Here is a 23,886-nt window from a genome sequence, read left to right as displayed (position 1 = left end):
GAGTCTCCCCCATGAGAATGAACTCTCGTCTTCTCTGCCTCGGCGTGTTCGTACTCGCAGCCTTTCAGGCTCCCCCTCTGCTCGCTGCGCCACTTCCGGTCGGTGTCTACAACCTCTCCGCCATTACACCGACCTCAGGGATTCATTCCGGATCCGATGTAGGCACGTTGAGTGGCACACTGATCTTCGATGCGAGCTCAAACCTGACCTCCGCCAATCTGTCCTTCGACGATATGACCTCGTCTGAGATCTTCACCTTCACGAATCCCGGTCCCACCACGATCGACATTCCGCCCGGCCTGCTTGGCGCGACTGTCTACAATGCGGTCGATCCCAGCCAGTACTACGCCTTCAGCATTCGCGTCCCCAGCAATCCGTCCGGAGCCTTCTCTCTCACCTGCGGGACCGACTGCGATAACTGGCTGCTTGTGGATGACGGCCTGCCCACCCTGGTCTATGTTGAAGTCACGGGTTCCATCACGCCTGCGATATCACCTGTTCCTGAGCCCTCAACGATAGCTTTGCTGGAAACAGGCGCCCTCGCGATCCTGGGTTGGCGTCGGCGTCTCTTCTCTTAAAAACAATCGTAGAGCATCGGCTAGCCCTAGACTCTCCCGAGAGATGCCTACCCGGCTTTCCTCATGGCATGCCAACCACGAATGCGGACCAGATCAATGCAGATATCCTCGAATTCATCACAACATCTCAGGCCCAGACCGGAAAAGCTGCTTAACGTGCGTACGGATTCACCCCGGCCGTCTACAAGCATCTGAGGTGAATCCGTAATAACGAATCGGCTCTGATAAGGCTCGCGAACGGAGACTCGCGAAGAGTCCTATCGGTTACACGCGCACGTGCCCTGCCTCGCCGACCGCCACTTTGCCGCCGGTGACGGAAGCCGCCACATATTTGGCCAGCATGATCAGCTTGCTTGAGGAGGCCTCCCAGTAATCTGCCTGGTTCACCTCGACACGCAGTACGGCAATCTCGGGATCGTCCTCGCCCTTGGGAAACCATGCTTTGTACATCGGGTTCCACAACTCTTTGATCTTGCTACGATCCTGACTGACGCTCGCCATCCCTTTCAAGGCGATGTACTTGGAATCCTTCGGCTCTGCAAAGGTCAGGGTGACATGATGATCCTGATCGAGTTCATCCACCTTCTCTGAACCTCTTCGCGTGAGAAACCATAACGTTCCGTTGAACGGCTCGTCCTGCACCGCCATCGGGCGCGAACTCATCGTGCCATCCTTGGCCTCTGTCGTCATCATGGCGATGCGAATCCCTTTGACCAGTTCCGCGATCTTTGCCAGCCCCTCGTGGCCGCTCAGTTCCTTGTAGTGGCTGTCATGGTCGTGTTTTTCACTCATATCGCATGCTCCTCAGCTTTCTAGGATGCGAATTTCCCGGATACCGGCGGCTCACCATATTCTTCTAATAGCGTTCGCTTAATGGCTGCCCGGCAGTGGAGAGCGCGCCGGAAACATCGGAAATCGTGAGGAGCCCATGTCCACAAACAGCAGATTCTTCAACATCACCCAGCTTGCCGCCACACTGCCCGATCACGCAGAAACCATGCTGACGGACATTCGCCTCACCGACGAGACGGCTGCCAGCTGCCGGATCTTCCGCGTGCACCGTCGCGCCCCCGCCCATTACCACACCAGCTGTGACGAATATCTCTACGTTCTCACCGGCCGCGCAGAGATCGTCATCGAAGGACAATCTCCAAAGGAGATCGGTCCTGGTGAGCTCGTCTTCTTTAAGAAGAACACAGTTCATGCTCTCCAGACGATCTTCGAGCACCCCTTCACCGTTCTCGCCATCGATACGCCGCGACGTCCTCCCGAGGATATCCACTTCGTCAATCCCGCGGATGGCACACCCGAGAGCTTCATCAAAACGCAGTATTGAGGTCTATCGGAGAGCGAGCTTTTCCTTCTGCAGCCATGCGGGCGAGAACAATCGAAGATTTACATCTTCTCCTAACCCATAAGAGCGCTAAGCTTTTATAGGCCCCTAGATTTGCAGATGAATACCGAGACCCCAGTTCTGGCTTCCCATACACCGCTGGCCGTTGAGAATCCCGCCAGCCCGCTTCGCCCCGGTGCGCGCATTCCCCGCCTCGACTTCCTTCGAGCTGTCAGTGCAGGAATCGTCGTCATGTATCACAGCGGATATGAGGCGATCCCCGCCGGCTTTGGGGTGCTCACGTTTTTCGTCATCAGCGGCTTCCTGATCACCCACCTGCTCATTCGCGAGAAAGAGGCGACGGGCACCATCTCGTTTCGCAACTTTTACATTCGCCGCTCGCTCCGCATCTTCCCGCCGTTCTACGTCTACTGGATCATCGCCATAGCGGCACTTCTGCTGCGCCACGCCAAAATCATCTGGCCCCAGGCGATCTGCGCGCTGCTCTACGTCAACAACTACTACCAGGGCCTGCATAACTATCCCAGCAGTCTTTTCAGCCATACGTGGTCGCTGGGTGTCGAAGAGCAGTTTTACCTTCTCTGGCCTGCCGCCTTCGTTCTCTTGCGCAACCGCCTCGGCACACTCGCACGGGGCCTTCTGTTCCTCATACCGGCGCTCTGGATCTATCGCAGCTTTCTGTACTTCCACGGTGTAAGCGATCCGTACATCTACACCTCGTTTGAGACTCGCATCGACGCCATCCTTGTGGGCTGCCTCTTCGCCATCCTGCTCCACATCAACGCCGCACCCCGCCTTATGGTTCAGCTGCGGCGGCGAAGGTATCTCCCCCTCACCCTCGCGGCGCTGGCGTTCTCCGTCTTCGGCGGAGGTCCGCTCGGACTTGCCTATCGCGATGTCGTGGGATTCGCGATCGACCCGCTGCTGCTCATGCTGCTTATCCTTCAGCTCATCGAGACGCCGCAGGCCAGCTGGATGGATAACCGATTCATCGTCTATCTGGGCGGCATCTCGTACTCAACGTATCTCTATCAGCAGCTCGTTATTCCGGCGGTAACATCGCCCATGCACGGGCTTCCAAAGCCCCTCATCTCGATGGCTTGTCTCGCAGGAGCGTGGATCATCGCCAGCATCTCCTTCGAGCTGGTGGAGAAGCCCTTCCTTCGACTCAAGGAACGCTTCACCGCGCGCTCCGTTCGTGCCGACAGATAGTTGAGAGGCTCCTCCTTAGACAACATGAGCCCGGCACGTGCCGGGCTCATGTTGTCCTCTAGAGGGGGAATCTCGCTTACGCCTCCGCCGCTGGCGTAAAACCATCACAGCCGCTGATCGGCGTGACCTTCAGGTGAAGCGTTGCATGCTTCGGGTGGCCGCACTCATCCACCATGTTCAAAGGCGCCTCATGGCTCTTGAGAATTGTAATCAGCGCCGGGGCCGAGTGATGGGTCTCACCAAAGTGAGTACAGAGACCACACTGTCCATTCTGCAGATGTTCCATAGCTTGCCTCCTCCTGCTTGCTTTGAGTCGCCAATGTCAAAAGCTGTTGCCCGGCTGTCGGGCACCATTCTGAGTTCAATGTAGTCCCGGTGCGAGAACCTGTAAATTGGGACCAGCCTGGTCCGCTGACAAGCCACACCACGGCAGTCGCAGGGCCATCGTGGAACTTCCCGCCTGTCGCGGGCGTATCTTCATCAGCAGACGGAGGTACGGCAGCTTTGAACTTCACCGATCCCATCTACACCGCTGGAATGACTGAACATCAGCGCGCCTGGTTCTACGCCGAATATGAGCATGCCCGACGCGACGAAGTTGTCGGAGTTCTTCTTGCCGTGTTTCTCGGCAACTTCGGACTTCATCATTTCTACCTGCGCCGCAACGGGCTCGGCATCCTGTATCTGCTCTTCAGTTGGACGGGGCTGCCCGCGATTGTAGCCTTCGTTGAAGCCTTCCTGATGCCCCGGCGCGTTCGCGACTACAACGCCATGCAGGCAAGCTATATCTCCGGTCAGATTCGTGCCAATGGTGCCAACGTCGGCGGCTATCCGCTGGCCATCAACTCCACCACCTGCAGCGCATGCGGGACTCCCCTGGCCGCGGGCGCAGGATTCTGTCCTCGTTGCGGACTCGCGGTGGCGGGTCAGCCCAGCGCCTGATTCCTGTCCGCTTTATAACTCCGCCCGTATAGCCTGTTCGATGAAGTCCTCGCCCCAGGGTCTTCATGTCAATTCGGCACCACGAAGGACGAGGCGCTACACCTATCTCAGGCTCGCCAGAATCGCCCTCGCCACATCCGCGTGGATTGCATTCTTCTCGTCCGTTGTTAGGGTTGTCTCCGTCAGGTAGGAGGCAATCAGGATCGGCTTTCCCGAAGGCCGGTACAGCACGCCGATATCGTTGTTCGAGCCGTGGCCGCCCGATCCCGTCTTGTCCGCGACCTTCCAGTCTGCCGGCAACCCTGCAACAAACTTTGCCTTGCCTGTCGTGTTGTCCAGCATCCAGTCCGCAAGCTGCTTTTTGGAATCTGCCTTCAGCACATTGCCAAAATAAATCTTCTGCAGATTGCCCATCATGGCGTTCGGTTCCGTCGTGTCGCGCGGATCACCCGGCGTCGCCTCGTTGAGAGTCGTCTCCGTGCGGTCGAGCCGCGTCACCTTGTCGCCGATCGAGCGCGCAAAGGCCGTGATCGCCGGTGGTCCGCCAAAGCTCGCCAGCAGCAGATTGGCCGCCGTGTTATCACTCAGCGTCAATGCTGCTTTGCAGAGCTCCGCCACCGTCATGCTTTCTCCGGCGTGCTTCTCCGTCTCCGGCGAGTACTCTACAAGGTCGCTCCTGGTGTACTTGATCGCTCGATCAAGATGTTCCTTCCCTGCATCCACTCGCTGCAACACGAGCGAAGCCGCCATAAATTTGAAGGTGCTGCACATCGGGAAACGCTCATCGCCGCGATGTGCGACTCGTTTGCCGGATGAAAGCTGAATCGCGACTCCAAGCCGGCCTTTGCTTTTGGCCTCGATCGCCGCCAGTCTTTCAGCGAGGTCTCCGGCCGAAGCGGCCAGCAACGCAGTCGGGCTGGTGAGTGCTGCGGCGATGGAGACGAGGGCGGAACGGCGGGTAAGTGTCAGATTCGGCATGGGGTGTATGCGATTCTATGCACGCCCCTTGTGGAACCCCTGTGAATCGGGAGGCGTACCCGCTTGAGTAACCTCAATGCCTTACGCGATAGAACATCTGGACCAGTCCCGTCGGAAATTGCTTGCACCCCGAAAGCTCCAGCTCAGCCTCCGGATATGGTTCCGGAAACAGCGGAACACCCTGCCCCAGCAGGCGAGGATGGACCGAGAGGATAACCTCGTCCACCAGCCGCTGTTGCAGAAACGACCGCACCATCTCACCGCCGCCCACCAGCCAGATGTCCCTGCCCGGTTGCTGGCGAATGCTCCACAGCCACTCACCGATGTCGCCGGCGACAAAGGTGGTGTCCTGGTAAACTCCCGGCGGTCGTGTGCGCGAGAATACAAAGTTCGTAATGCCCGGCCCGAAGCCGCGGCCCGGCGCAAGCTCCTGGACTTTTTCCCATGTCCTGCGGCCCATCACCGCAATGTCCACCCCTCTGAAGAACTCGGCCATTCCGTAGTCTTGGTCCGTGAACAGCCAGTCCACGCTCCCATCCCTCCGCGAGATGTATCCGTCCAGCGAGCAGGCGACGTAGTACTTCAGTCGACGCATAATACCGAGCATAGCGCGTCCCCTGCGCGGTGTCGTCCAATTTTGACGTCAGAGCTCTCCTGCACCTGAACCATCTTTTGCTGGCCTCCTGCGAAACTGGCGAAGTGTCATGAAAGGTCTAGCGGTGCAGCGGAGGGTTCTGCGTTCTCAGCCACTCCAGCAGGCCCGCAGGATCATCGGTGAGGATAGCGTCGACCTTAGCGTCCGCCAGCCTCTTCCATCCCGCCGCGTCGTTGCTGGTGTAAGGAACCACCTTGTAGCCTGCCTGGTGGGCCGCTTGGACCTCTTCCGGGGTCGCGAGGCTCTCATCCGGCGAGAGAAAGTCGCCCTTACGCAATCCAGCCGCCTCGCCGATATGCGCAAAGCTCTTATCCTCGTCGCTGATGCCCATCAGCTTGTCGTACTTCGCCTGTCCGAAGAGAGCCGAGAGACGGATCTGAGGATCAATCTCCTTCATCTCCCGCAGCGTGCGAAAGTCGAAGCTCTGCAGGATCACTCTCGACTGCAGATGGTGCCTGCGCACCGCTTCGTCGATCATCTGTACAAAGACCTCGGGAGACGGCGTGATCTCCGGATGATTGGGAAAGATCTTGGTCTCGACGTTGAAGTCGAAGCTGCCCAGCGGCGCCAGCGCCAGCACCTCTTCGAATGTAGGAATCGTCGTGTGCGGAACCGCAACCTGGTTCGGAAAAGCCTTCAGAGTGTTCGCACCGCAATCGTACTTCTTCAGCTCGGCCAGGGTCAGTGAGTGAATCGTCGTTCCCGGCGGAAGCTCTGGTCCGTCACAGTGGCGCTCTCCGGTAAGCGCGGCGTTGATGCGCGGATCGTCGAAGTGTGGCTGCGTCAGGTAGGGCGAGTGCGAAACGACCAGCACGTTGTCCTTGGTCACCGCTACGTCCAGCTCCACCGCATCGACCTTCAGCCCTGCAGCGTACTGGAATGCGGGAATCGTATTCTCCGGCCGGGCGGCGCGACCCCCGCGATGCGCATGGACAAGAATCTCCGAAGTCTGGGCGAAGGAAGGCAGTGCTGCGGCCAGCAGCAGGGCGACAAGATGTCCACGCATAACAGCGATTGTGACCGCCGGTAGTTACAACGCGATGAAGGTGCTGATAGAACGGAGGGATGACTTTGCGCCGTATCATCGTCTCCGCTCTTTGTCTTGCCGCCGCTGCCGCCTGCCTGGGTCAAACCGCGCCAACAGACGCTAAGCAGCGTGCAGAGCTCGGCGTTCAAGCGCTGCAACAGTGGTACGTGCCGAAGATGGGCCTCTATCGCACCACCGGATGGTGGAACGCGGCCAACGCAATCACCACCATCACCGATTACATGCGCGTCACAGGCTCGAAGCAGTACGAGAAGGTGCTCGCCAACACCTACAAGCAGGCCCAGATCACCATCCCCAAAGAGCAGCGCATCGACGCCAAAAAGGAGCTGACCGGCTTTCCCGGTTTCCTCAACAATTACTACGACGACGAAGGCTGGTGGGCGCTCGCGTGGATCAACGCCTGGGACCTGACCCACGACCCGCGTTATCTGACCATGGCGCGATCCATCTTCGAGGATATGGCTGCCTCGTGGGATCAGACCTGCGGCGGAGGAATCTGGTGGAGCAAGGATAAGAAGTATAAGAACGCCATCGCCAACGAGCTCTTCTTTTCCGTCGCCGCTCACCTCGCCTCGCGCGTCTACTCCGCCGAAGGTCAGGCCTACGCCGACTGGGCCTCGAAGGAGTGGCAGTGGTTCCAGGCAACAGGCATGATCAACAGCGATCATCTCGTCAACGACGGTCTCGTCATCGACACTGCTACAGGCAAGTGCCGCAACAACCAGAAGACCATCTGGACCTACAACCAGGGGGTGCTCATCGGAGCGCTCGCGGAGTGGTCTCGGACAGGTGGCGGCGGCGACGTCCTCACCAATGCGCGGCAGATCGCGGACGCTGCCGTGACTCACTTCAGCGACAAGACCGGCATCATCCATGAGCCCTGCGAGCCCAACTGCGGAGCCGACGGCATCCAGTTCAAAGGAATCTTCCTGCGCAATCTGCGCGACCTGAACGCCATTGCTCCCGAACCGGTCTACGGCAGAGCCTTCTCCGTAAATGCGGACTCCATCTGGGCCAAAGACCGCACTCCGCAGAACACCTTCGGGACTGTCTGGTCAGGACCTCCAGGCGAATCGAATGCGGGAACGCAAAGCTCGGCGCTGGATGCTCTGGTAACAGCGATAAAGCAGTAGAAGGTGCTCTCAGCGCCCTAGCCCCGGAGGTTCACAAGTCCGGAGAGCAGACCCCCGTATTCTTTCGTGCCCGCGCTCCACTCACGTGAAGGAATCATCCACATTCAGCCTTAGAGTGAGAGATTCCTCGACTCTGCGCCTCACCCTTCGACCAACCGTATCTCCTTGATTCTGGGAAACGAGGCCCTTGGCGGTAAAATAAGCAGGTTGCGGGAAAATCTGATTCAGGAAGACAGGCAATGAGCACAGTAGCGCAGACGGCAGTGGCGGGGCAGGTGGAAGCAGCAGCTAAGGCGGCAGGACTGGTTGTGGTCTCAGTGGAAGAGGGCAAGGACTTCTCCGGGGGTCCGACGGCGCGGTTCACCCTTGCGCTCGCCTCCAATAATGCAAAGCGTCAGGCGTTCGAGCTGAGCGCTGCCTTCGACTTCTCTCAGGGTGCCCTGAAGAGCGTGGTTGAAGCCTACATGCGGGAGTCCGCGACCCGGCTCCGGAACCCGCGTCCGGACTGTTATCTGACCATGCTCGGTCTCCCCCTTAGCTTCGGCAAGTTCGAGTGGCCCTTCCACTCTTCCACTTCGGGCGCTGACACCCACATCGTTCACGGCGAGGCCCGCCTCGAGGATGGAAAAGAGAGCATCCTCCACGCCAAGGTCGCCGCGTCCATGACAGTCACCTTCGCTGAGGTGGTACCTGCGCTCGAGCAGCCCTTCGCCGAGAGCTTCATCTACAACGCGGTCCGAAAGACCATGGACCAGGGACAGCTTGAGCTGGTCAAGAGCGGCAACCGTCAGCCGGTTCCTGTCACCACCCGCTACTACAGCTCGAAGCAGAAGCGCTTCATCTTTAATGACACCACCGAGGCGCAGCGCATGGAGTTCCTGGCCGCCAAGGTCTTCTGGCTTTCGGGAGTCCTCGGCGGAAGCGAGCCGGTCTGGCTGGCCGACCCCCGCGATGCCCAGTACCTGAACACCACGATCGAAGACCTTCGCAAGACAGCCCAGGCCCTCGCCGGCGAAGGGATCGTCTGTCTCGCCGCGGACACCGACTTTGCCATCCCCACCGAGGCTTTGATGGGACATCGCGACGGCTACTTCCAGGAGTTGGAAGCGGGACTCAAGTTCACCAGACCCAGCTTCAACGAGGAAATGCGGGCCGGTCACACGAATATGTAGTTAAAATGATGCAATTCGGTCACTTAACTCTCAAATAATTGCAACCCCTCCAGAGTCTGGCGTATCTTATAGGGCGGCCTGACTAAAGAGGTACCACGGCGTGCCTCTTAGGACCCTTCTTGTACAGGGCTCCTGGCCGTGAGGGATACATGAAGCTTAACCGCATTGCAACACCACTGATGGCAGTGGTCCTTATGAGCGGCGCCCCGTTTTTTGCGCATGCCCAGAACTCCCAGCAGCAGAACCCCCAGTCGCAGATCCAGGACTGGAATACACCACCTGCCGGTACCGAGCAGGCGCAGCAGGGTTTCCGCGACGGTATCGAAGCAGCCAAGCTGGACAAGGCAGCCAAGCGCAAGATCGACGCCAAATCGTCTCATCTTTACAAGAATCCCCCCGTCAAAGGTGCAGCCCGCGACTCCTATCGCGACAGCTTTGAGAAGGGGTACCAGGCCCAGCTCCAGCACGACAACTCCGGCATGTAATTGCCCGGAGCGCGAACGAGAACTCGCTCGGTGAGCGATTCAAAGAAGAGGGTCCCGTCGCGGGACCCTCTTCTTTTTGCCTCGCGCTTGCAGATTCTTTCATCTCTCATCGAGTCTTGGAGTGCAAACAGAAGTGGCGGTTCCCTTGAGTGACTCTGATATGAAAGCTGCCGTCCTTCGTGCCTCCGCCTCCTCTCTCTCGATCGAGGAAGTTCCTCGTCCCCAGGTCACCCCCGGATACACCCTGCTACGCGTCCTGGCCTGCGGGGTCTGCCGAACTGACCTCCACATCTTCGAACACGACCTTCCTACCGTCCGCGACCCTCTCATCCCCGGCCACCAGATCGTCGGCGAGGTCATCGACGGAGCCACCCCGGAGCTTCCGCTCGGCTCCCGGGCTGGAGTCTCCTGGATCGGAGGGGCTGACCTGACCTGTCCGTTCTGCAAACGGGGGGAGGAGAACCTCTGCGATTCACCCACGCTAACCGGCTATACCGTGGATGGCGGTTACGCGGAATTTGCCCTCGTGCGGTCTGATTTTGCCTTCTCTCTACCCTCTGCCATCGAACCCCAACTGCTCGCCCCGCTGCTCTGCGCCGGAATTATTGGCTTCCGCAGCCTGCGCGTGGCAGGCACCCAGCCCGGCGAACGCGTGGGCCTGTTCGGCTTTGGAGCCTCCGCCTCGCTCGCCATCCAGGTGCTTCGCCACTGGGGATGCGAGGTCTACGTCTCCACCCGTGGCGAGCAGCATCGGGCGCAGGCCGCGTCGCTGGGGGCATTCTGGATCGGCACGGAGAACGATAGGCCACCCGTCCCCCTGGATCGCGCTGTCACATTTGCTCCCTCCGGCGAGGTTGTCGTCTCGGCACTCGCCAGTCTGCGCAAGGGTGGCGTGGTGGCGATCAATGCGATTCACCTGGATCAGATGCCCGCGTTCGACTACGACAAACTGCTGTGGGGAGAGCGCCAGATCCGTTCCGTGACCAACATGACGCGGCAGGACGCACGCGACTTCCTCGACCTTGCAGCGCAGATCGGGATCCGTCCGCACGTGCGCACCTTCCCGCTCGATCAGGCGAATGAGGCATTGCAGGCGGTGAAACACGAGACCGCCGACGGCCCGTGCGTCATCCTGCCCTGATCGACTACTGAACGGTCTGGGGATTGGGGAGCGGGTTTCGCTTGTCCCGCAGCGTGTCCAGGGAGACCGAACCAGGGGCAAGCGCCTGGCCTACATCGGGCAGGAACATCTCCAGGCCCTTCTCCGGAGTCATTCTGCTGTAACCCTTTACGAGTTGCTCGTGGTACTTCGTCAGATCCAGATCGAACCACCGATCGCCCGAGGCATCGATCAGGGTAAGATCGGCGTCGCGCATTATCAGCTTGCCAAAACTCACGGAGCCTCCGCGCAGCCGCAGAAAGTTGTGCCACTTCGCCAGTTCGCTATCGTCCTCCGCCGATGTACTCCCATAGGTCACCACGACATCCGGAGCCCGCAGCGAGATGGACGAGATGTTCCCGCGGATATGAGGTGGCGGCAACAACTCGGTCGTATTGAAGTAGATGTCGTTATCTTTCACCGCCACCCCCTCGATCGGCTGCTTCCCGATGAGGTCGTCGACCTCGACCTTCAATCCGCTCAGGAGTCCCTTGACCGGCATCTTCAGCACGTTTATCTTCGCGATTCGCAGCAGAACCCTTCCGTCCGGAGTCGGCGAGACGGTCCCGGCAACCTCGACCGGCAGCGGAAGCAGAAGCTTATGCATGGTTCCGGAGAGTTTGATCTGCTGCCCTTCGCCGGTCAACTTCATGTTTGTGAGCGGCGAGCGCGCAGCCATCGAGGCGTTCAGAAAGTTGGTGATGTCGCCGATGTTGACATGGACGAGGCCGCGATCGATCTGGAGAATAAAGCTGTTCTCGTCATCCAGGGAAGGCACCACGGTGGGCCGCGTCGGAACCATCTCTCCGCGAAGCCACCGGACATAGATTCGGAACTGCGGCCCCTTTCGAAGCTCGAGATTATGCGCATAGACCGTCGTCACAGCGGAGTCCGCAGGGCTGCCGCCTGGAGCCGCGACCTGATTTGCCTGCGGGCCTGTGGCCGGCGCCTGGCTCTTCTTCGAGCCTGAGGGCCATAGGACCCAGACAAGAAAAAAAACAATGGCGGTGGCAGCTGCGGCGAGGACGTAGCGTGAGGTCTTCATAGGTGGGTCTTTCCGCTGTTTAAGAGGTCGATACGAAAGTATGCGCATTCGTGTGATGCAAAAACAAATGCAATCACTATCCGGCGGCCCGACAAAGTCGGCGATACCATGGCCCGGATCGAAACTTGACTGATACGACGGGGTTTCGATCTGTAAGGGGGAAGATATGAGGTTCGCCAGCATCGCTGTGCTTGTCTTGGCCGGACTCACGCTTCCGATGATTGCGCAGAGCCCAGCGAGTTCCCGGCAGACACCACCCACTGCTCCACAGGCAGGTGAGAGCAACACCCAAAGCGGCACCGCAGTCGAGCCCACGCGCGACACAAACGGCGTCTACACCATCACCCGCAACTCTCGAATCGTCATCCTGGATATGGTGGTAACTGACGCGAGGGGCAAGGTTGTCACGGATCTCAAAAAGGATGATTTCCACGTTACCGAGGCGGACGAGCCGCAGACCATTCTGAACTTCGAGCCCACTGGAACGCACTCACTCTCTTCTCAACTCGATATCGATTCGACCGCCGCGCTCGACAAGGTCGCTCCTGGGGCTCCCGTGAACATCGTCCTGCTCGATGAGTTCAACACCCGCTTCGAAGACATGGCCTTCGCCCGCTATTCGCTGAAGAAGTTTCTTGAGCGCCAGCCGGGCAAACTCTCTACCCCCACCATGTTGGTCGCTGTCAGCCTGCAGAACTTCACCGTGCTGCACGACTACACGCAGAGCAAGGATGACCTGATTACTGCGCTCAATCATCATCTCGCAGCCTATCCGTGGCAGACGCATCAGTATGCGTGGATCGGCGAGCGCTACACCACCGCCTTTCTGACGCTGCGCCGTGTTGCCCTGGCGACAGCCGGTCACCCCGGGCACAAGAACATGATCTGGATCGGCCGCGGCTTTCCCAACCTCAGCATGGGAGACTTTCCACTGGATACAGCGAACCGGATCGACACCGCGGTCCAGGACTGCGTCAATACTCTGCGTGACGCTCGCATTACGCTCTACACCATCGATCCGGCAGGGGTGCAGATCGACCCGGCGGCCTACGGTGCCGGAGCAGCTTTTTCAGACCCCTTCGGCGGGAACTACCAGTTTGCCAGACTCGCGACCGCTACCGGAGGCCGCGCCCTGTATGGCCGCAACGATGTAGATATGGAGATCGGCACCGCAATTCGCGATGGCGCCGCCTTTTATTCGCTCACTTATCGACCGACCAACGACTCCAGAGATCTAAAGAAGTTTCGCCGGATCAATGTTACGGTCGATCGCCCCGGTCTGACCGTGACCACGCGCGAAGGCTATTACCTTCAATACGGGCCCGAGAGGCTGACCCCGGCTAATCCCTCAAAACGCCTGATGGCCGATCTGCTTCTGGCAGATGCCAGCACCATGGTCTACGACGGTGTGCCTCTCTCCGTCGAACGAGTCCCGGAGTCTCCCGATCGCTTCAATATCCATATAGAGGCGAAAGGACTGGCATGGACCTATGCCACCGCGACGGAGCCACGCCGCGCCGAGGTCATCCTGATGGCCTCCACCTTTGACAAGAAGAACAAAGAGCTCCAGCGTGATGCCAAGATCATCCGTGCAAATGCGACAGGCGACGTTCTTCCGACAGGCAGGCTGGAACGGGCTCTCGATATTCACTACAGGATGCCGCATGATTCCAAGGCTGTCCGCGTCCGCTTCGTTATCCGGGTGGCGGCTACGGGCCATATCGGAACCGCTGATATTGATCTGACCAAGCCTTTGCCGTCCACCACAACATCCGTCTCACCCACTGGAGAAGCTGCGCGTTGATACCGGCTGCCTGTTGATGGCGACTCTCTCGATCCGGCGTGCTGCATGGCCGGCGCTCTGAGCAGTCCACAATGGCAGAAAACGACCGTATCATGGTCCTTGATGAACGACCTGAACCTAGCCGCACTCTCTACCGAAGCACGAAACCCTCGCACCACGGATATCGACCAGCTCTCCACCCTCGAGATGCTGACCGTGATCAACCAGGAGGACCAGACGGTTCCCCAGGCAGTCGCGACCCAACTGCCGCAGATTGCGCGCGCCGTCGACGAGGTCGCCACACGATTCGAAAGAGGCGGCCGCCTGTTCTATATCGGTGCCGGAACCAGCGGAAGGCTTGGTGTACTGGACGCCAGCGAGTGCCCGCCTACCTTCTCCGTGCCGCCGACGCTGGTGCAGGGCCTCATCGCAGGCGGCGACTCGGCCCTGCGGAAGTCGAGCGAAAAATCTGAAGATTCGCGCGAACAGGGCGCGGCCGATCTACTGGCTGCCGGCTTTGGGGAGGATGGCTCCCCCGATACGCTGGTCGGCATCGCTGCCTCCGGCCGAACACCCTATGTGATTGGTGCGATGGAGCAGTCGAAGCAGATGGGATTGCTGACTGTCTCGCTGACCTGCGTCGCCGATTCGCAGATGGCGGCCATCGCCGACATTGCGATTGCTCCGGTTACGGGACCGGAGATCGTCACTGGATCGACGCGTCTGAAGGCTGGTACCGCGACCAAGCTTGTGCTCAACATGCTTTCGACCGGAGTCATGATTCGCACCGGCGCCGTCTACGGCAACCTGATGGTCAACGTTCAGCCAACCAACGAAAAGCTTGTGGATCGTGCGCAACGCATTATCGCCGAGGCCACTGGAGTAGACAGGGCCACCTCAGCCAGACTGCTGGAAGAGGCGGGAAGCGTGAAGACAGCGATTGCCATGCAGAAGCTGGGGCTTAACCGCGAGGCAGCCGAGGAGCGGCTGAAGGCTTCCGGCGGAAGTCTGGCTCGCGCCCTCGCGTAAGTCGCAAAGTGACCGGGAGTCCCCCGACGACAGAGTGGAACGGCCCATGGGCCCAGGCTTCCGGGCGATCTGCTGGGCCGCCACTCAGCGAGAGAGCAACTGTCTCAAGCGGTCTTTCCGCTCTGCTGACGCTGCCCACCGAACCGCTCTACGAGCACCGGTTTTGCCGGATACGGGATCGAATCATCGGTGACGACACGATTTCTGCCTTCCGACTTTGCGCGGTAGAGCGCGGCATCAGCGCGTTTGAGTATCTCTGCCAGCGAGTCGCCGTCTTGCAGCTCCGCCACTCCGGCGCTGGTGGTCGTCTGAATCATGCGGCCATCGTAGTGAATTCGCATTCGCTCCAAAGTGCAACGCAGCTCCTCTGCCACCAGGGTTGCGTCGATGGCATCCATGCCGGGCAGGATGACGACAAACTCCTCGCCCCCCATGCGGGCGATCATATCTTCGGGACGCAGCTGCTCCTTCACCAGATCGACGAAGGCGCACAGGGCGACATCGCCGCCGCCATGTCCATAGGTATCGTTGACTCGCTTGAAGTTGTCGAGATCCATGGCGATGATTGCGATGGGACGCTCGCGCCGCTGGCACCGCGCCATCTCGCGCGCGGCATGCTTCATCATTGTCCGGCGATTAAGAGTGCCGGTCAGAGCATCGACGCCGGCCGCGTGCGCTATGCTGCTGTGCATTTCGACCACCGTGAAGAGCACATACATCAGCAGCATGCAGTACGACATCAGCATGATTCCCAGCATGGAGTACATCCAGTGCGGGTTCATCCAGGGGTCAGAGGTCGAGGCCTCCGACAGACCGTGCAGCGATAACACGCAGCGATACGCCAGCAGAAGGGTGTAGATTCCGAGAAAAGCCGCCGTAAGCCGCGAGGCAATCATGAAGCGCTTGTCCGTCTGCTGCACCATCATCCAGGTCAGTGCCATGGTGATGGCAAGCACGGGCAATGCAGCGACGCTGAATGACCACAGCCAGATACCTCTGTGAAACATCTCGGCGTACGCCACCATATCGACCACGACCAGCGCCATAGCCACCCAGTTGCGGAAAGGAGTGCGGGCCACAAACCAGCGCAGGCCTATAAAGGCCAGGACGAAGGAAGCGATGTTCAGCTCATTCGCAACAAAGACACTAATGAATCTTGGCGCGTAGCCGTTTAATCCCTGCAGAGAGGTCTTCGCAAAATCTACGAGGGTAGAGGCGGCAAGCCAGCGCGCCCCGACCACGGTACGATCGACGACCGAGAGGGAGAAGAGAGCAACGGTAAACAGACCAAGAGAGACAAGAAAAAAAACAAAAGAAGTTGTGTAATCCATTAACTGGGGCCCCATTACAACGCAATACAAATCGGGCCACAGAGTAGCGCCCGCGAAGCGGTCAATCAAATAAATTGACCTTCATGCCGACACCAAAGTTACTGTTCTGTCCCGGATGAAACCGGGAGGCAGACTAAAACAGACTGAGCTTCCTTGGCATCTCGATATTGAGATGCTCATAAGCGAGCCGGGTGGCCACGCGACCTCGAGGAGTTCTGTCTAAAAAGCCAATTTGAATCAAAAAAGGTTCATAAACCTCTTCCAAGGCATCCTGTTCTTCAGCCAGAGCGGCTGCCAGGGTATTTAACCCGACCGGACCCCCGTCATATTTTTCGATGATCGTACGCAGCAGACGCCTGTCCAGCTCATCGAACCCATGAGCATCCACCTCGAGCAATTCCAGGGCCCTTTGCGCTGTCTCGCGATCAATTTTCCCTGCCGCACGTACCTGCGCATAGTCCCGCACGCGCCGAAGCAGACGATTGGCGATACGCGGTGTTCCCCGTGAGCGCATCGCGATCTCGGCAGCGCCATCCTGGTCGATGGGCACGCCCAGAACCTCGGCAGAGCGCTCGACTACAAATCGAAGCTCGTCGTCAGTATAGAACTCCAGCCGCAGAAGAATCCCAAATCGCGATCGCAGGGGAGAACTCAGCAGACCCGGACGCGTCGTCGCTGCCACAAACGTGAACGGCTTGATGTCCATGACGTGGGTGCGCGCCGCCGGACCCTGTCCGATCATGATGTCGAGTTTGTAGTCTTCGAGCGCTGTGTACAGCTTTTCCTCAAGTACGGGCTGCAGCCTGTGGATTTCGTCGAGGAACAGCACCTGCTTCTCCCGCACATTGGTCAGGATGGCGGTCAGATCGCCTTGAATCTGCAACGCCGGTCCGCTGGTCTGCTGGAAACCCACTCCCAGCTCGTTCGCAATAATCGTGGCAAGAGTGGTCTTTCCCAGTCCGGGCGGTCCGAAGAGCAGCACGTGGTCCAGCGCCTCGCCACGAGACCTCGCGGCCTCGAGCGCGATCGCCAGCTGCTCCTTCGCTTTTGTCTGCCCGATAAATTCCCTCAGACGCGTAGGCCGCAGCTTGAGCTCGAACGCCACATCATCATCCACCCGTCCGGCCGAGACCAGCCGTTCCGCGTCTTCCTTGGATCCACGGTTGAGATCGATCTTCGACTTGTTCTTCGGAAAGTCCACTGAAGGCGATGGTAAGGCGAAGCCACGGGGGAAGCAACCGAACATTACAGTCAATGCACAGTTGATATACCGTAGACACAATGAACCGCCGCCAGATGATCACAGGTGCCGCCGCAATGTCCGCAGTCCTCTCTTCCTCCGCCCATGCGACCGGCGCCGACCGAAGCTTCCTCGAGATCACAACCTGGCGTCTTCACAACAGCGACGAGGACCAGGCAAAACGCGTCTCGGATTACCTGGAAGGCGGTCTCTTTCCGGCGCTGACCCGTGCCGGAGCCAGACCCATCGCGGCCTTCGCCACGCTGATCGGCCCGGACACCCCCACTCTCTTCAGCATCGCGGAGTACACCTCGCTCGGCTCCATGCAGGAGGTCCTCAGCCACCTGGGCTCGGACGCCGAGTACAACAAGGCATCGCAGACGGTGGGCTCCGGTCCCGGTATGCCGTTTGTGACCATGGAGAGCAGTCTCTTCCACAATCTCGCCGTGCTTCCACAGGCGGTTCTGCCGACCGACGCCTCCAGTCGTCCCGCCCGAATCTTTGAGCTGCGCACCTATCAGTCGCAGTCCATGGCAGCCCGCCAGAAGAAGGCCGGTATGTTCAACAATGGCGAGATCGGGGTCTTTCAGCGCCTCGGCATGCGCCCCGTCTTCATCGGTGAATCCATCGTCGGTCCGCGCCAGCCAAACATCACCTACATGCTCTCCTTCGACAATCTGGAGGGAAGAGAGACGCACTGGAAGACCTTCGGCTCCGACCCGGAGTGGAAGAAGATCAGCGCTCCTGCCGAGCTCAAAGACTCCCAGATCGTCGCAAACATCAGCAACATCATCCTGAGGCCGTTGGCGTTTTCCCCCATGCGCTAGTGGCCGCCGGGCTCAGCCTTCAGCTCCAGCAGCATAGCCCCGTGTGCCGGAATCACCCCGACGATCTGACGAACCTTCTCCCAGGGAGAACCTTTCCAGAGATCGCGGGATCCGCAGGTGACGGTCTTGATTCCGAATTCGCTCAGCGGCTCAATGACCCTGTGCGTCCGGTCTCCCACATTGAACAGTGCGAGGTACCGCGTGCCGGAGCCGCTCGTTGAAGTCCACGCGACGAGGTTGTTGTGCTGGAACAGAAGCCGCTGATCGTGCCCATGCTGATTCATAGCGATGACCTCACGATTCGTCAGCAACCTGGTCGTCTGGTCATCCAGCTCAGTCAGATTCGCTCCCACAAAGAGCGGAGACCGGGCCATCGCCCAGAGTGTTATCAGCGTTCTCTGTTCGTCCTCGGTCAGCCTCGTCTTTCGCGGCTTGCCCCATCCTGGCACAGGCCCCAGCGTACCCACGGGGAGCATATCTGCATCGGGCCAGTTTCCGGGCTTTACATACGGAACCCAGCTTGCAATGACGGCGAACTGGTTCTTGATGCCCTGTGGAAAGTGCTCACCCTCCGGGCGCTCCCACCGATCCCACACGTCGTCGGAGATGCGCCACAGCTGCGCATTCGCCGCGACCTCCGCGTTCTTGTCCAGAGGCGCCGGACCCGGGGATAGACTCAGAACGATAGGACGCCCGCTCTTCACAATAGCCTGGTGAATCATCCGAATCTCATCGCCCTTGTAGGGGTGGGAGGCGATGCAGTCCACCTTGATATAGTCCACTCCCCATGCGGCGTACTGCTTCATCAGGGAGTCGTACCATGCCTGTCCGGCCGCGTTGTCCCGCACGCCGAAGTTGTCCGGGTTCCATGGGCAGGTATCGCTCGTCTCCGCGACATCTGCTGCGTGGAATCGGCTGCCCGCGACGGGTGTGTTCTTCTCGACCGCTCCTTTAGGGACTCCACGGATAATGTGAATTCCAAACTTCAATCCCTTGGAATGCACGTAGTCGCTGATCGGCTTGAAACCCACGCTGCCTTTCGCGCTGACAAAGCGGTTCATCGCAGGCTCGTACCGGCCAAACTGATCCATGCGATAGCTGAAGGCCTCGCTCTTCGACTTCTCCGGATTGAGGAGATACCATCCCTCATCCACGACCGCGTACTGATAGCCAACGGGCCGGAGTCGTTTTGCGAGGGCCTCCACGTTCGCTCGAAACTGCGACTCGGTGATCGTCAGTCCATAGGAGTCCCAGCTGTTCCACCCCATCGGCGGCGTCGGAGCCAGAACCTTCTGAGCGACTCCAGACGCACAGACCAACAGCATCGCAACCATGACGGCCACACGGCCATATTGTTTCAGCAAACGATATCCTCCATATCTGTTGGACGGCATGACTTCGCGATGAGGCCCCGGTACAGACTCCAGCGGCAGGATCCTGCTACATGCGCGAGACGACATACAAGCCGCCGGAGATCGCCAGAAGGTCCTCGATCACCGCGATAACGAAATCCGGCACCTCCATGTGGGTCACAAGGCCGTGACGAACGTAGTAACCCGCGAATGCGCCCACAACACCACCTATGGCTCCCAGCACAGCCCCGATAGCCAATCCCTTGCCGGCGCTTACAGCCAGCGCAGCACCGGATAATGCACCGGTGACAGCCCGTGGAATCAGGCCCATCGGCGCTGTTCTCGGCGGAGTCTTGGGCAGCTTATCTACGACCAGTTCTCCAATCGCAAGTAACGTAAACAGACTGAGCGCCACCATCGTGTTCATGAAAGACAGCGGAGTTCCGTCCAGATGGATCCAGTGAAGGTATGCCGCAGCGCAGATGATGGCGGGCGCCATCATGGAGCGCAATCCGGCAACGCACCCGATTAGAAAGCAGAGCAGCAGGACTGTAAAAACCATCTGCCTCACATCCTTTCCGTTTACGAAGTTCAGCAGGCAGCTCACGCAGAGTGCCTGAGTGCGCAAAGGCTATCAGATCACGCGCATACGCGCTGTCTTTTTCTGAGCGGCAATCACCTGCCTTCAAAGCTCGCGCTGCATCAGCGTAATGTTCTGCGGCTGATCGAACTTCCACCCGGCACCCCGCAGAACCCCCACTGCCGCAAAGCCAAGCGCGCTGTGAAGGGCCACGGATGAGACATTCTCGCCGCCGATCACGGCAACCATCTGCTTGCAGCCGGCCTTCCGACACGCGTCCATCACGGCCTGCAGCAGACGCCTGCCCAGGCCGCGACCACCACAGTCCGCGCGAAGATAGATAGAATCCTCCACCGTAAACCGGTACCCGGGCCTTGGTCGGAAAGAGGTCGCATATCCATAGCCGACGATCTCCCCCTGCTCTTCTGCCACCAGGAAAGGAAGACCACGTCGTCGTACCTCTTCCATACGGCTCAGTATCTCTGTGGCGTCCGGTGGATCGAGCTCCATGGTGGCGGTGCTCGAAAGCACGTACGTGCGATAGATGGCGGCAATCACATCCGCATCTTTAGAGCAGGCATCACGCACTTCAACGGGCATCTCCCCACTCTATAACGGCGGCGAGCGCCACACGCTCAACCCGGTGGGGGATGATGCTAGGCTGGAAACCGATGCGCCTCCCGCCTCTTCGATCCTCATCAGGCAGCAAGCAGCAACTCCTTGCTGCATTCGCAGCCTCGGGTGCCAGTCTCTGGATAGCCGCCTGCGCCAGTCCCGGTCTGCCACGGCCGCCCTCGCTCCATCTGGCGGAGGTGGTCACCGATCTATCGGCTAAGCGCGTGGGCGACGAGGTCCATCTGCAGTGGACCACCCCTTCGCGCACGACGGATGGCTCCAGCCTGCCCACACCGCTGCGGGCGGAGATCTGCCGCGAGACGAATCCCCCACCAGTCACGCCGGTTCCCCGGAGCCGCAGATCACCAGCCGGGCTTTCCTCTGCTCCCGGCTGCGACACGGTCCTGACTCTCACCGTCAAGCCGGGCGCGACGGAGGCCGAGGATCGACTCCCGGCGGCACTTACCGCCGCACCGGTGCAGTTACTCGGCTACCGTGTCCGCCTGCTGAACCAGCAGGGCCGGTCCGCCGGCTTCTCCCACACAGCACTGGCTGCTGCGGGAGAGGCTCCCCCACCAGTAGCGGGGCTGCATGCGACAGCCGCGCGGGAGGGGGCGAGGATCGAGTGGAACCGCGTCAACTCCGCCTCCCTGGTCGAACTGGATCGCCTGCTGATTCCGTCTGCTGCGGCACCGTCATCCAGCAAGAAGTCCGGCATCGCTCTCGCGGACGATCAGCCTGACGAGGTTCGACTTCGTACGGCGAAAGAGGACCCCCCAGTGGCGGATCCCGGGGGAACGCTCGACCGTACCGCACTCCGCGGGCAGAAGTACCAGTACCGGGCGCAGCGCGTCCGCGTCGTCGAGATTGCAGGGAGCAGGTTCGAGATCCGGAGCGCGGATTCGGCTCCCGTCACTCTCGCAATGACCGACAGGTTTCCTCCGTCTGCTCCCACTGGGCTTGCGACGATCCCCGGAGGCAGCAATGGAAGCCTCGGCGTCGACCTCTCCTGGCAGGCCAACAACGAGAACGATCTCGCAGGCTATAACGTGTATCGCCGCTCCGGCACAACGGGAACCTTTAAGCGTCTGACAGTCAAACCCGTGGCGGGGCCGGCGTTTTCCGATACCGCCGTTACCGCTGGAGAGAACTATATCTATCGCGTGACTGCTGTCGATAATGATGGCAATGAAAGCCAGCCATCCAACGAAGCGACCCAGATGGTGCAACAGCAGTAGCGGGAAGACTTGAAGGAAGGACAACGACGATGAAGTACTGCAAATATCTCTCTCATTCAGGTGTTGCTCGATATGCTTTTGTGGAGCGGCAGGACGGTGAGCTGTGGGCTGTGCGTCCCATGGTCGCTCCCGAGGAGGATCTGGCGACGCGCCTTATCTCTCTTGAGGACCAATCGACTGAAGCCTTCGCGGCAGCACCTCTCGGTAGCTTGTCGTTGCTCTCTCCGGTAACGCCCTCCAAGATCGTATGCGTAGGCCGCAACTACAGCGAGCACGCTGCCGAGTTGGGCAACGAGGTCCCGAAAGAGCCCCTGCTGTTCCTCAAACCTCCGTCATCCCTTCTGGCTCCGGGCAAATCAATTCGTATGCCAGCTCTTTCGAAGCGTGTGGACTATGAGGGCGAGCTCGCAATCGTCATCGGCAAACGCTGTCGCAATATCGGTCCCGAGGAAGATGTGCGCCAATATATCCGTGGCTACACCATCGTGAACGATGTAACCGCTCGCGATATTCAGAAGTCCGACGGTCAGTGGACGCGCGGCAAAGGCTGGGATACGTTCTGTCCCGCCGGCCCAGTCGTCGCACTTACGGGACACGACGAGATCGATCCTCTCGATGGTGAACCGGTAACCGTGACAACACGCCTGAATGGAGTGGTGAAACAGGAAGGTTCCACGAAAGACCTCATCTTCCCGATCGACTTTCTGCTCCGCTACATCACCGCCTTCACAACGCTCGAACCCGGCGATCTGATCCCCACCGGAACTCCCTCCGGAGTCGGTCCCATGCAGCCCGGTGACACGGTGGAAGTGGAGGTCAGCGGTGTGGGGATTTTGCGAAATCTTGTTGAAGCAGAGTAACCCTAATCGCTGCTTGTACATACGAGTGCTGGCGACTCATTTCGATAAGCTCGGGGAAAGCGGCGCAACTTACCAAGGCTTGATAAAATCAAAGTAAGCAGCGAAGGAGCGCACAAATGGCGACAATTCTCGAACAGCTTCGTAGCATGACGACCGTGGTTTCCGATACCGGCGACATCAATTCCATCAAACAGTTCAAGCCGACGGACTCGACCACGAATCCGTCACTCATCCAAGCCGCAGCAGGGATGCCGGAGTACCAGTCCATTGTGGACGATGTCCTGCAGCAGGCGCGCAAGGATGCCGGCCCCAGCGCATCCGACAAGGACGTAGCGGCGCTCGCATTCAAGTCGCTGGCAGTTGCCTTCGGCCGGAAGATTCTTGACATCGTTCCCGGTCGTGTCTCGACCGAGGTTGATGCCCGTCTCTCCTACGACACCGAAAAATCTATCGACACCGCGCGCGACATCATTGCGCAGTATGAGAAGGCCGGGATCTCGCGCGATCGCGTCCTGATCAAGCTCGCTTCGACGTGGGAAGGCATCAAGGCCGCAGAGATCCTCGAGAAGGAAGGAATTCACTGCAACATGACCCTTCTCTTCGGTATGCATCAGGCAATCGCCTCGGCTGAGGCCAAGGTCACCCTCATCTCGCCGTTCGTCGGCCGCATTCTCGACTGGTACAAGAAAGACACCGGTAAGGATTACGTCGGCGCCGATGACCCGGGCGTGCAGTCCGTAACCAAGATCTACAACTACTACAAGCACTTCGGTTACAAGACGGTAGTTATGGGCGCCAGCTTCCGCAACGTGGGCGAGATCAAGGAACTTGCCGGGTGCGACCTGCTGACCATATCGCCAAAGCTGCTGGGCGAGCTTGAAGCGGAACAGGGAACGCTGGAGCGCAAGCTCGATCCCGAGAAGGCGAAGGACCTGCAAATTGAGAAGATCTCCATCGACAAGGAAACCTTCGACAAGATGCATGCCGCGGACCGTATGGCCAGCGACAAGCTCAAGGAAGGCATCGAAGGCTTCTCCAAGGCTCTGGAAGAGCTTGAAACGACGCTCGCAAAGCGTCTCGCTGAGATCAGCGAGCCCGCTGTCAGCCGGTAAAGAGATTTTTATCTACAGCAAGAACGATCTGATTTATCTTTAAACAAAGGCCGCGTTTACGAACGCGGCCTTTTCTTCACCGCTTCAGAACCATTCTCCCTTGGGCTGCATTGACGATATGGAAGGATACAGGGCCACGGCTACGGACTACACCCGAT

The 23,886-nt window shown here is 59.4% G+C and carries 25 protein-coding genes; 14 read left to right on the top strand and 11 right to left on the bottom strand.

The genetic code is table 11. The features are described from left to right. The first annotated feature begins 17 nt into the window (after positions 1 to 17). The gene (locus JAO29_RS13255) at positions 18 to 578 is read left to right on the top strand and encodes a PEP-CTERM sorting domain-containing protein (protein WP_334268706.1); all 561 of its coding nucleotides are present in this window, start codon (positions 18 to 20) and stop codon (positions 576 to 578) included. A 264-nt stretch (positions 579 to 842) separates the two neighbouring features. Here the strand turns inward: JAO29_RS13255 and JAO29_RS13250 are convergent, their stop codons facing one another. Then, positions 843 to 1,370 (bottom strand): pyridoxamine 5'-phosphate oxidase family protein, encoded by a 528-nt coding sequence (locus JAO29_RS13250; protein ID WP_334268705.1) that lies wholly within the window; start codon positions 1,368 to 1,370, stop codon positions 843 to 845. 136 nt (positions 1,371 to 1,506) lie between these two features. On the opposite strand from JAO29_RS13250, the gene JAO29_RS13245 reads away from it, so the two are divergent. Together JAO29_RS13245 and JAO29_RS13240 are read left to right on the top strand one after the other, a co-directional pair. Beyond that, on the top strand, positions 1,507 to 1,914 hold the full coding sequence (locus JAO29_RS13245) for a cupin domain-containing protein (protein WP_334268704.1): 408 nt from the start codon (positions 1,507 to 1,509) through the stop codon (positions 1,912 to 1,914). 117 nt (positions 1,915 to 2,031) lie between these two features. Further along, positions 2,032 to 3,144: an acyltransferase family protein gene (locus JAO29_RS13240; protein WP_334268703.1), complete on the top strand. Its 1,113-nt coding sequence runs from the start codon at positions 2,032 to 2,034 to the stop codon at positions 3,142 to 3,144. A gap of 76 nt (positions 3,145 to 3,220) precedes the next feature. On the opposite strand, the gene JAO29_RS13235 is transcribed toward JAO29_RS13240, so the two are convergent. Then, positions 3,221 to 3,430, bottom strand: a complete 210-nt coding sequence (locus tag JAO29_RS13235; RefSeq protein WP_334268702.1) for a hypothetical protein — start codon at positions 3,428 to 3,430, stop codon at positions 3,221 to 3,223. An 89-nt stretch (positions 3,431 to 3,519) separates the two neighbouring features. On the opposite strand from JAO29_RS13235, the gene JAO29_RS13230 reads away from it, so the two are divergent. Beyond that, a complete protein-coding gene (locus JAO29_RS13230; protein WP_334268701.1) occupies positions 3,520 to 4,086 on the top strand; it encodes an NINE protein in 567 nt (188 codons plus the stop codon). A gap of 102 nt (positions 4,087 to 4,188) precedes the next feature. Here JAO29_RS13230 and bla read toward each other — a convergent pair whose 3' ends face one another. The 3 genes from bla to JAO29_RS13215 all read right to left on the bottom strand — a co-directional run bounded on the left by bla (position 4,189) and on the right by JAO29_RS13215 (position 6,725). Next, on the bottom strand, positions 4,189 to 5,064 hold the full coding sequence (bla, locus tag JAO29_RS13225) for a class A beta-lactamase (RefSeq protein ID WP_334268700.1): 876 nt from the start codon (positions 5,062 to 5,064) through the stop codon (positions 4,189 to 4,191). Positions 5,065 to 5,137: 73 nt separating this feature from the next. Further along, entirely contained in the window at positions 5,138 to 5,671 is a 534-nt protein-coding gene (locus JAO29_RS13220; protein ID WP_334268699.1) for a dihydrofolate reductase family protein, read from the bottom strand. A gap of 106 nt (positions 5,672 to 5,777) precedes the next feature. Beyond that, positions 5,778 to 6,725: a glycerophosphodiester phosphodiesterase family protein gene (locus JAO29_RS13215; RefSeq protein WP_334268698.1), complete on the bottom strand. Its 948-nt coding sequence runs from the start codon at positions 6,723 to 6,725 to the stop codon at positions 5,778 to 5,780. 59 nt (positions 6,726 to 6,784) lie between these two features. On the opposite strand from JAO29_RS13215, the gene JAO29_RS13210 reads away from it, so the two are divergent. The 4 genes from JAO29_RS13210 (at position 6,785) to JAO29_RS13195 (ending at position 10,698) form a co-directional block, all read left to right on the top strand. Continuing rightward, complete coding sequence (locus tag JAO29_RS13210) at positions 6,785 to 7,900, top strand: glycoside hydrolase family 76 protein (protein ID WP_334268697.1); 1,116 nt, start codon at positions 6,785 to 6,787, stop codon at positions 7,898 to 7,900. 239 nt (positions 7,901 to 8,139) lie between these two features. After that, a complete protein-coding gene (locus tag JAO29_RS13205) occupies positions 8,140 to 9,072 on the top strand; it encodes a hypothetical protein (protein ID WP_334268696.1) in 933 nt (310 codons plus the stop codon). 149 nt (positions 9,073 to 9,221) lie between these two features. Continuing rightward, positions 9,222 to 9,557, top strand: a complete 336-nt coding sequence (locus JAO29_RS13200) for a hypothetical protein (RefSeq protein ID WP_334268695.1) — start codon at positions 9,222 to 9,224, stop codon at positions 9,555 to 9,557. A gap of 160 nt (positions 9,558 to 9,717) precedes the next feature. Next, positions 9,718 to 10,698 carry a zinc-dependent alcohol dehydrogenase family protein gene (locus tag JAO29_RS13195; RefSeq protein ID WP_334268694.1) on the top strand — a complete coding sequence of 327 codons (981 nt, stop codon included), beginning with the start codon at positions 9,718 to 9,720 and terminating at the stop codon, positions 10,696 to 10,698. A 4-nt stretch (positions 10,699 to 10,702) separates the two neighbouring features. On the opposite strand, the gene JAO29_RS13190 is transcribed toward JAO29_RS13195, so the two are convergent. Then, positions 10,703 to 11,761 carry a hypothetical protein gene (locus tag JAO29_RS13190; protein WP_334268693.1) on the bottom strand — a complete coding sequence of 353 codons (1,059 nt, stop codon included), beginning with the start codon at positions 11,759 to 11,761 and terminating at the stop codon, positions 10,703 to 10,705. 166 nt (positions 11,762 to 11,927) lie between these two features. Between JAO29_RS13190 and JAO29_RS13185 the strand changes: the two genes are divergently transcribed. Further along, entirely contained in the window at positions 11,928 to 13,565 is a 1,638-nt protein-coding gene (locus tag JAO29_RS13185) for a VWA domain-containing protein (RefSeq protein WP_334268692.1), read from the top strand. 102 nt (positions 13,566 to 13,667) lie between these two features. Continuing rightward, positions 13,668 to 14,573 carry an N-acetylmuramic acid 6-phosphate etherase gene (gene murQ / locus JAO29_RS13180; protein ID WP_334268691.1) on the top strand — a complete coding sequence of 302 codons (906 nt, stop codon included), beginning with the start codon at positions 13,668 to 13,670 and terminating at the stop codon, positions 14,571 to 14,573. Positions 14,574 to 14,677: 104 nt separating this feature from the next. Here the strand turns inward: murQ and JAO29_RS13175 are convergent, their stop codons facing one another. Further along, a complete protein-coding gene (locus tag JAO29_RS13175) occupies positions 14,678 to 15,904 on the bottom strand; it encodes a GGDEF domain-containing protein (protein ID WP_334268690.1) in 1,227 nt (408 codons plus the stop codon). Positions 15,905 to 16,037: 133 nt separating this feature from the next. Continuing rightward, complete coding sequence (ruvB, locus tag JAO29_RS13170; protein WP_334268689.1) at positions 16,038 to 17,105, bottom strand: Holliday junction branch migration DNA helicase RuvB; 1,068 nt, start codon at positions 17,103 to 17,105, stop codon at positions 16,038 to 16,040. An 80-nt stretch (positions 17,106 to 17,185) separates the two neighbouring features. Between ruvB and JAO29_RS13165 the strand changes: the two genes are divergently transcribed. Continuing rightward, positions 17,186 to 17,971: an NIPSNAP family protein gene (locus JAO29_RS13165; protein ID WP_334268688.1), complete on the top strand. Its 786-nt coding sequence runs from the start codon at positions 17,186 to 17,188 to the stop codon at positions 17,969 to 17,971. Here JAO29_RS13165 and JAO29_RS13160 read toward each other — a convergent pair. From JAO29_RS13160 to JAO29_RS13150, 3 genes are all read right to left on the bottom strand, one after another. Next, positions 17,968 to 19,335 (bottom strand): glycoside hydrolase family 27 protein, encoded by a 1,368-nt coding sequence (locus JAO29_RS13160; RefSeq protein ID WP_334268687.1) that lies wholly within the window; start codon positions 19,333 to 19,335, stop codon positions 17,968 to 17,970. The genes JAO29_RS13165 and JAO29_RS13160 overlap by 4 nt on opposite strands. 76 nt (positions 19,336 to 19,411) lie before the next feature. Next, entirely contained in the window at positions 19,412 to 19,885 is a 474-nt protein-coding gene (locus JAO29_RS13155) for a DUF4126 family protein (RefSeq protein WP_334268686.1), read from the bottom strand. A 123-nt stretch (positions 19,886 to 20,008) separates the two neighbouring features. Further along, on the bottom strand, positions 20,009 to 20,503 hold the full coding sequence (locus tag JAO29_RS13150) for a GNAT family N-acetyltransferase (protein WP_334268685.1): 495 nt from the start codon (positions 20,501 to 20,503) through the stop codon (positions 20,009 to 20,011). A 71-nt stretch (positions 20,504 to 20,574) separates the two neighbouring features. Between JAO29_RS13150 and JAO29_RS13145 the strand changes: the two genes are divergently transcribed. The 3 genes from JAO29_RS13145 (at position 20,575) to JAO29_RS13135 (ending at position 23,728) form a co-directional block, all read left to right on the top strand. Next, entirely contained in the window at positions 20,575 to 21,756 is a 1,182-nt protein-coding gene (locus JAO29_RS13145) for a fibronectin type III domain-containing protein (RefSeq protein ID WP_334268684.1), read from the top strand. Positions 21,757 to 21,785: 29 nt separating this feature from the next. Further along, positions 21,786 to 22,616 carry a fumarylacetoacetate hydrolase family protein gene (locus JAO29_RS13140; protein WP_334268683.1) on the top strand — a complete coding sequence of 277 codons (831 nt, stop codon included), beginning with the start codon at positions 21,786 to 21,788 and terminating at the stop codon, positions 22,614 to 22,616. 116 nt (positions 22,617 to 22,732) lie between these two features. Beyond that, positions 22,733 to 23,728 (top strand): transaldolase, encoded by a 996-nt coding sequence (locus tag JAO29_RS13135; protein WP_334268682.1) that lies wholly within the window; start codon positions 22,733 to 22,735, stop codon positions 23,726 to 23,728. Positions 23,729 to 23,886: the final 158 nt, after the last annotated feature.

This window comes from Edaphobacter sp. HDX4, assembly GCF_036877565.1.
Classification (GTDB): Bacteria; Acidobacteriota; Terriglobia; order Terriglobales; family Acidobacteriaceae; genus Edaphobacter.
This window is presented reverse-complemented; position numbering and strand designations above follow the sequence as displayed.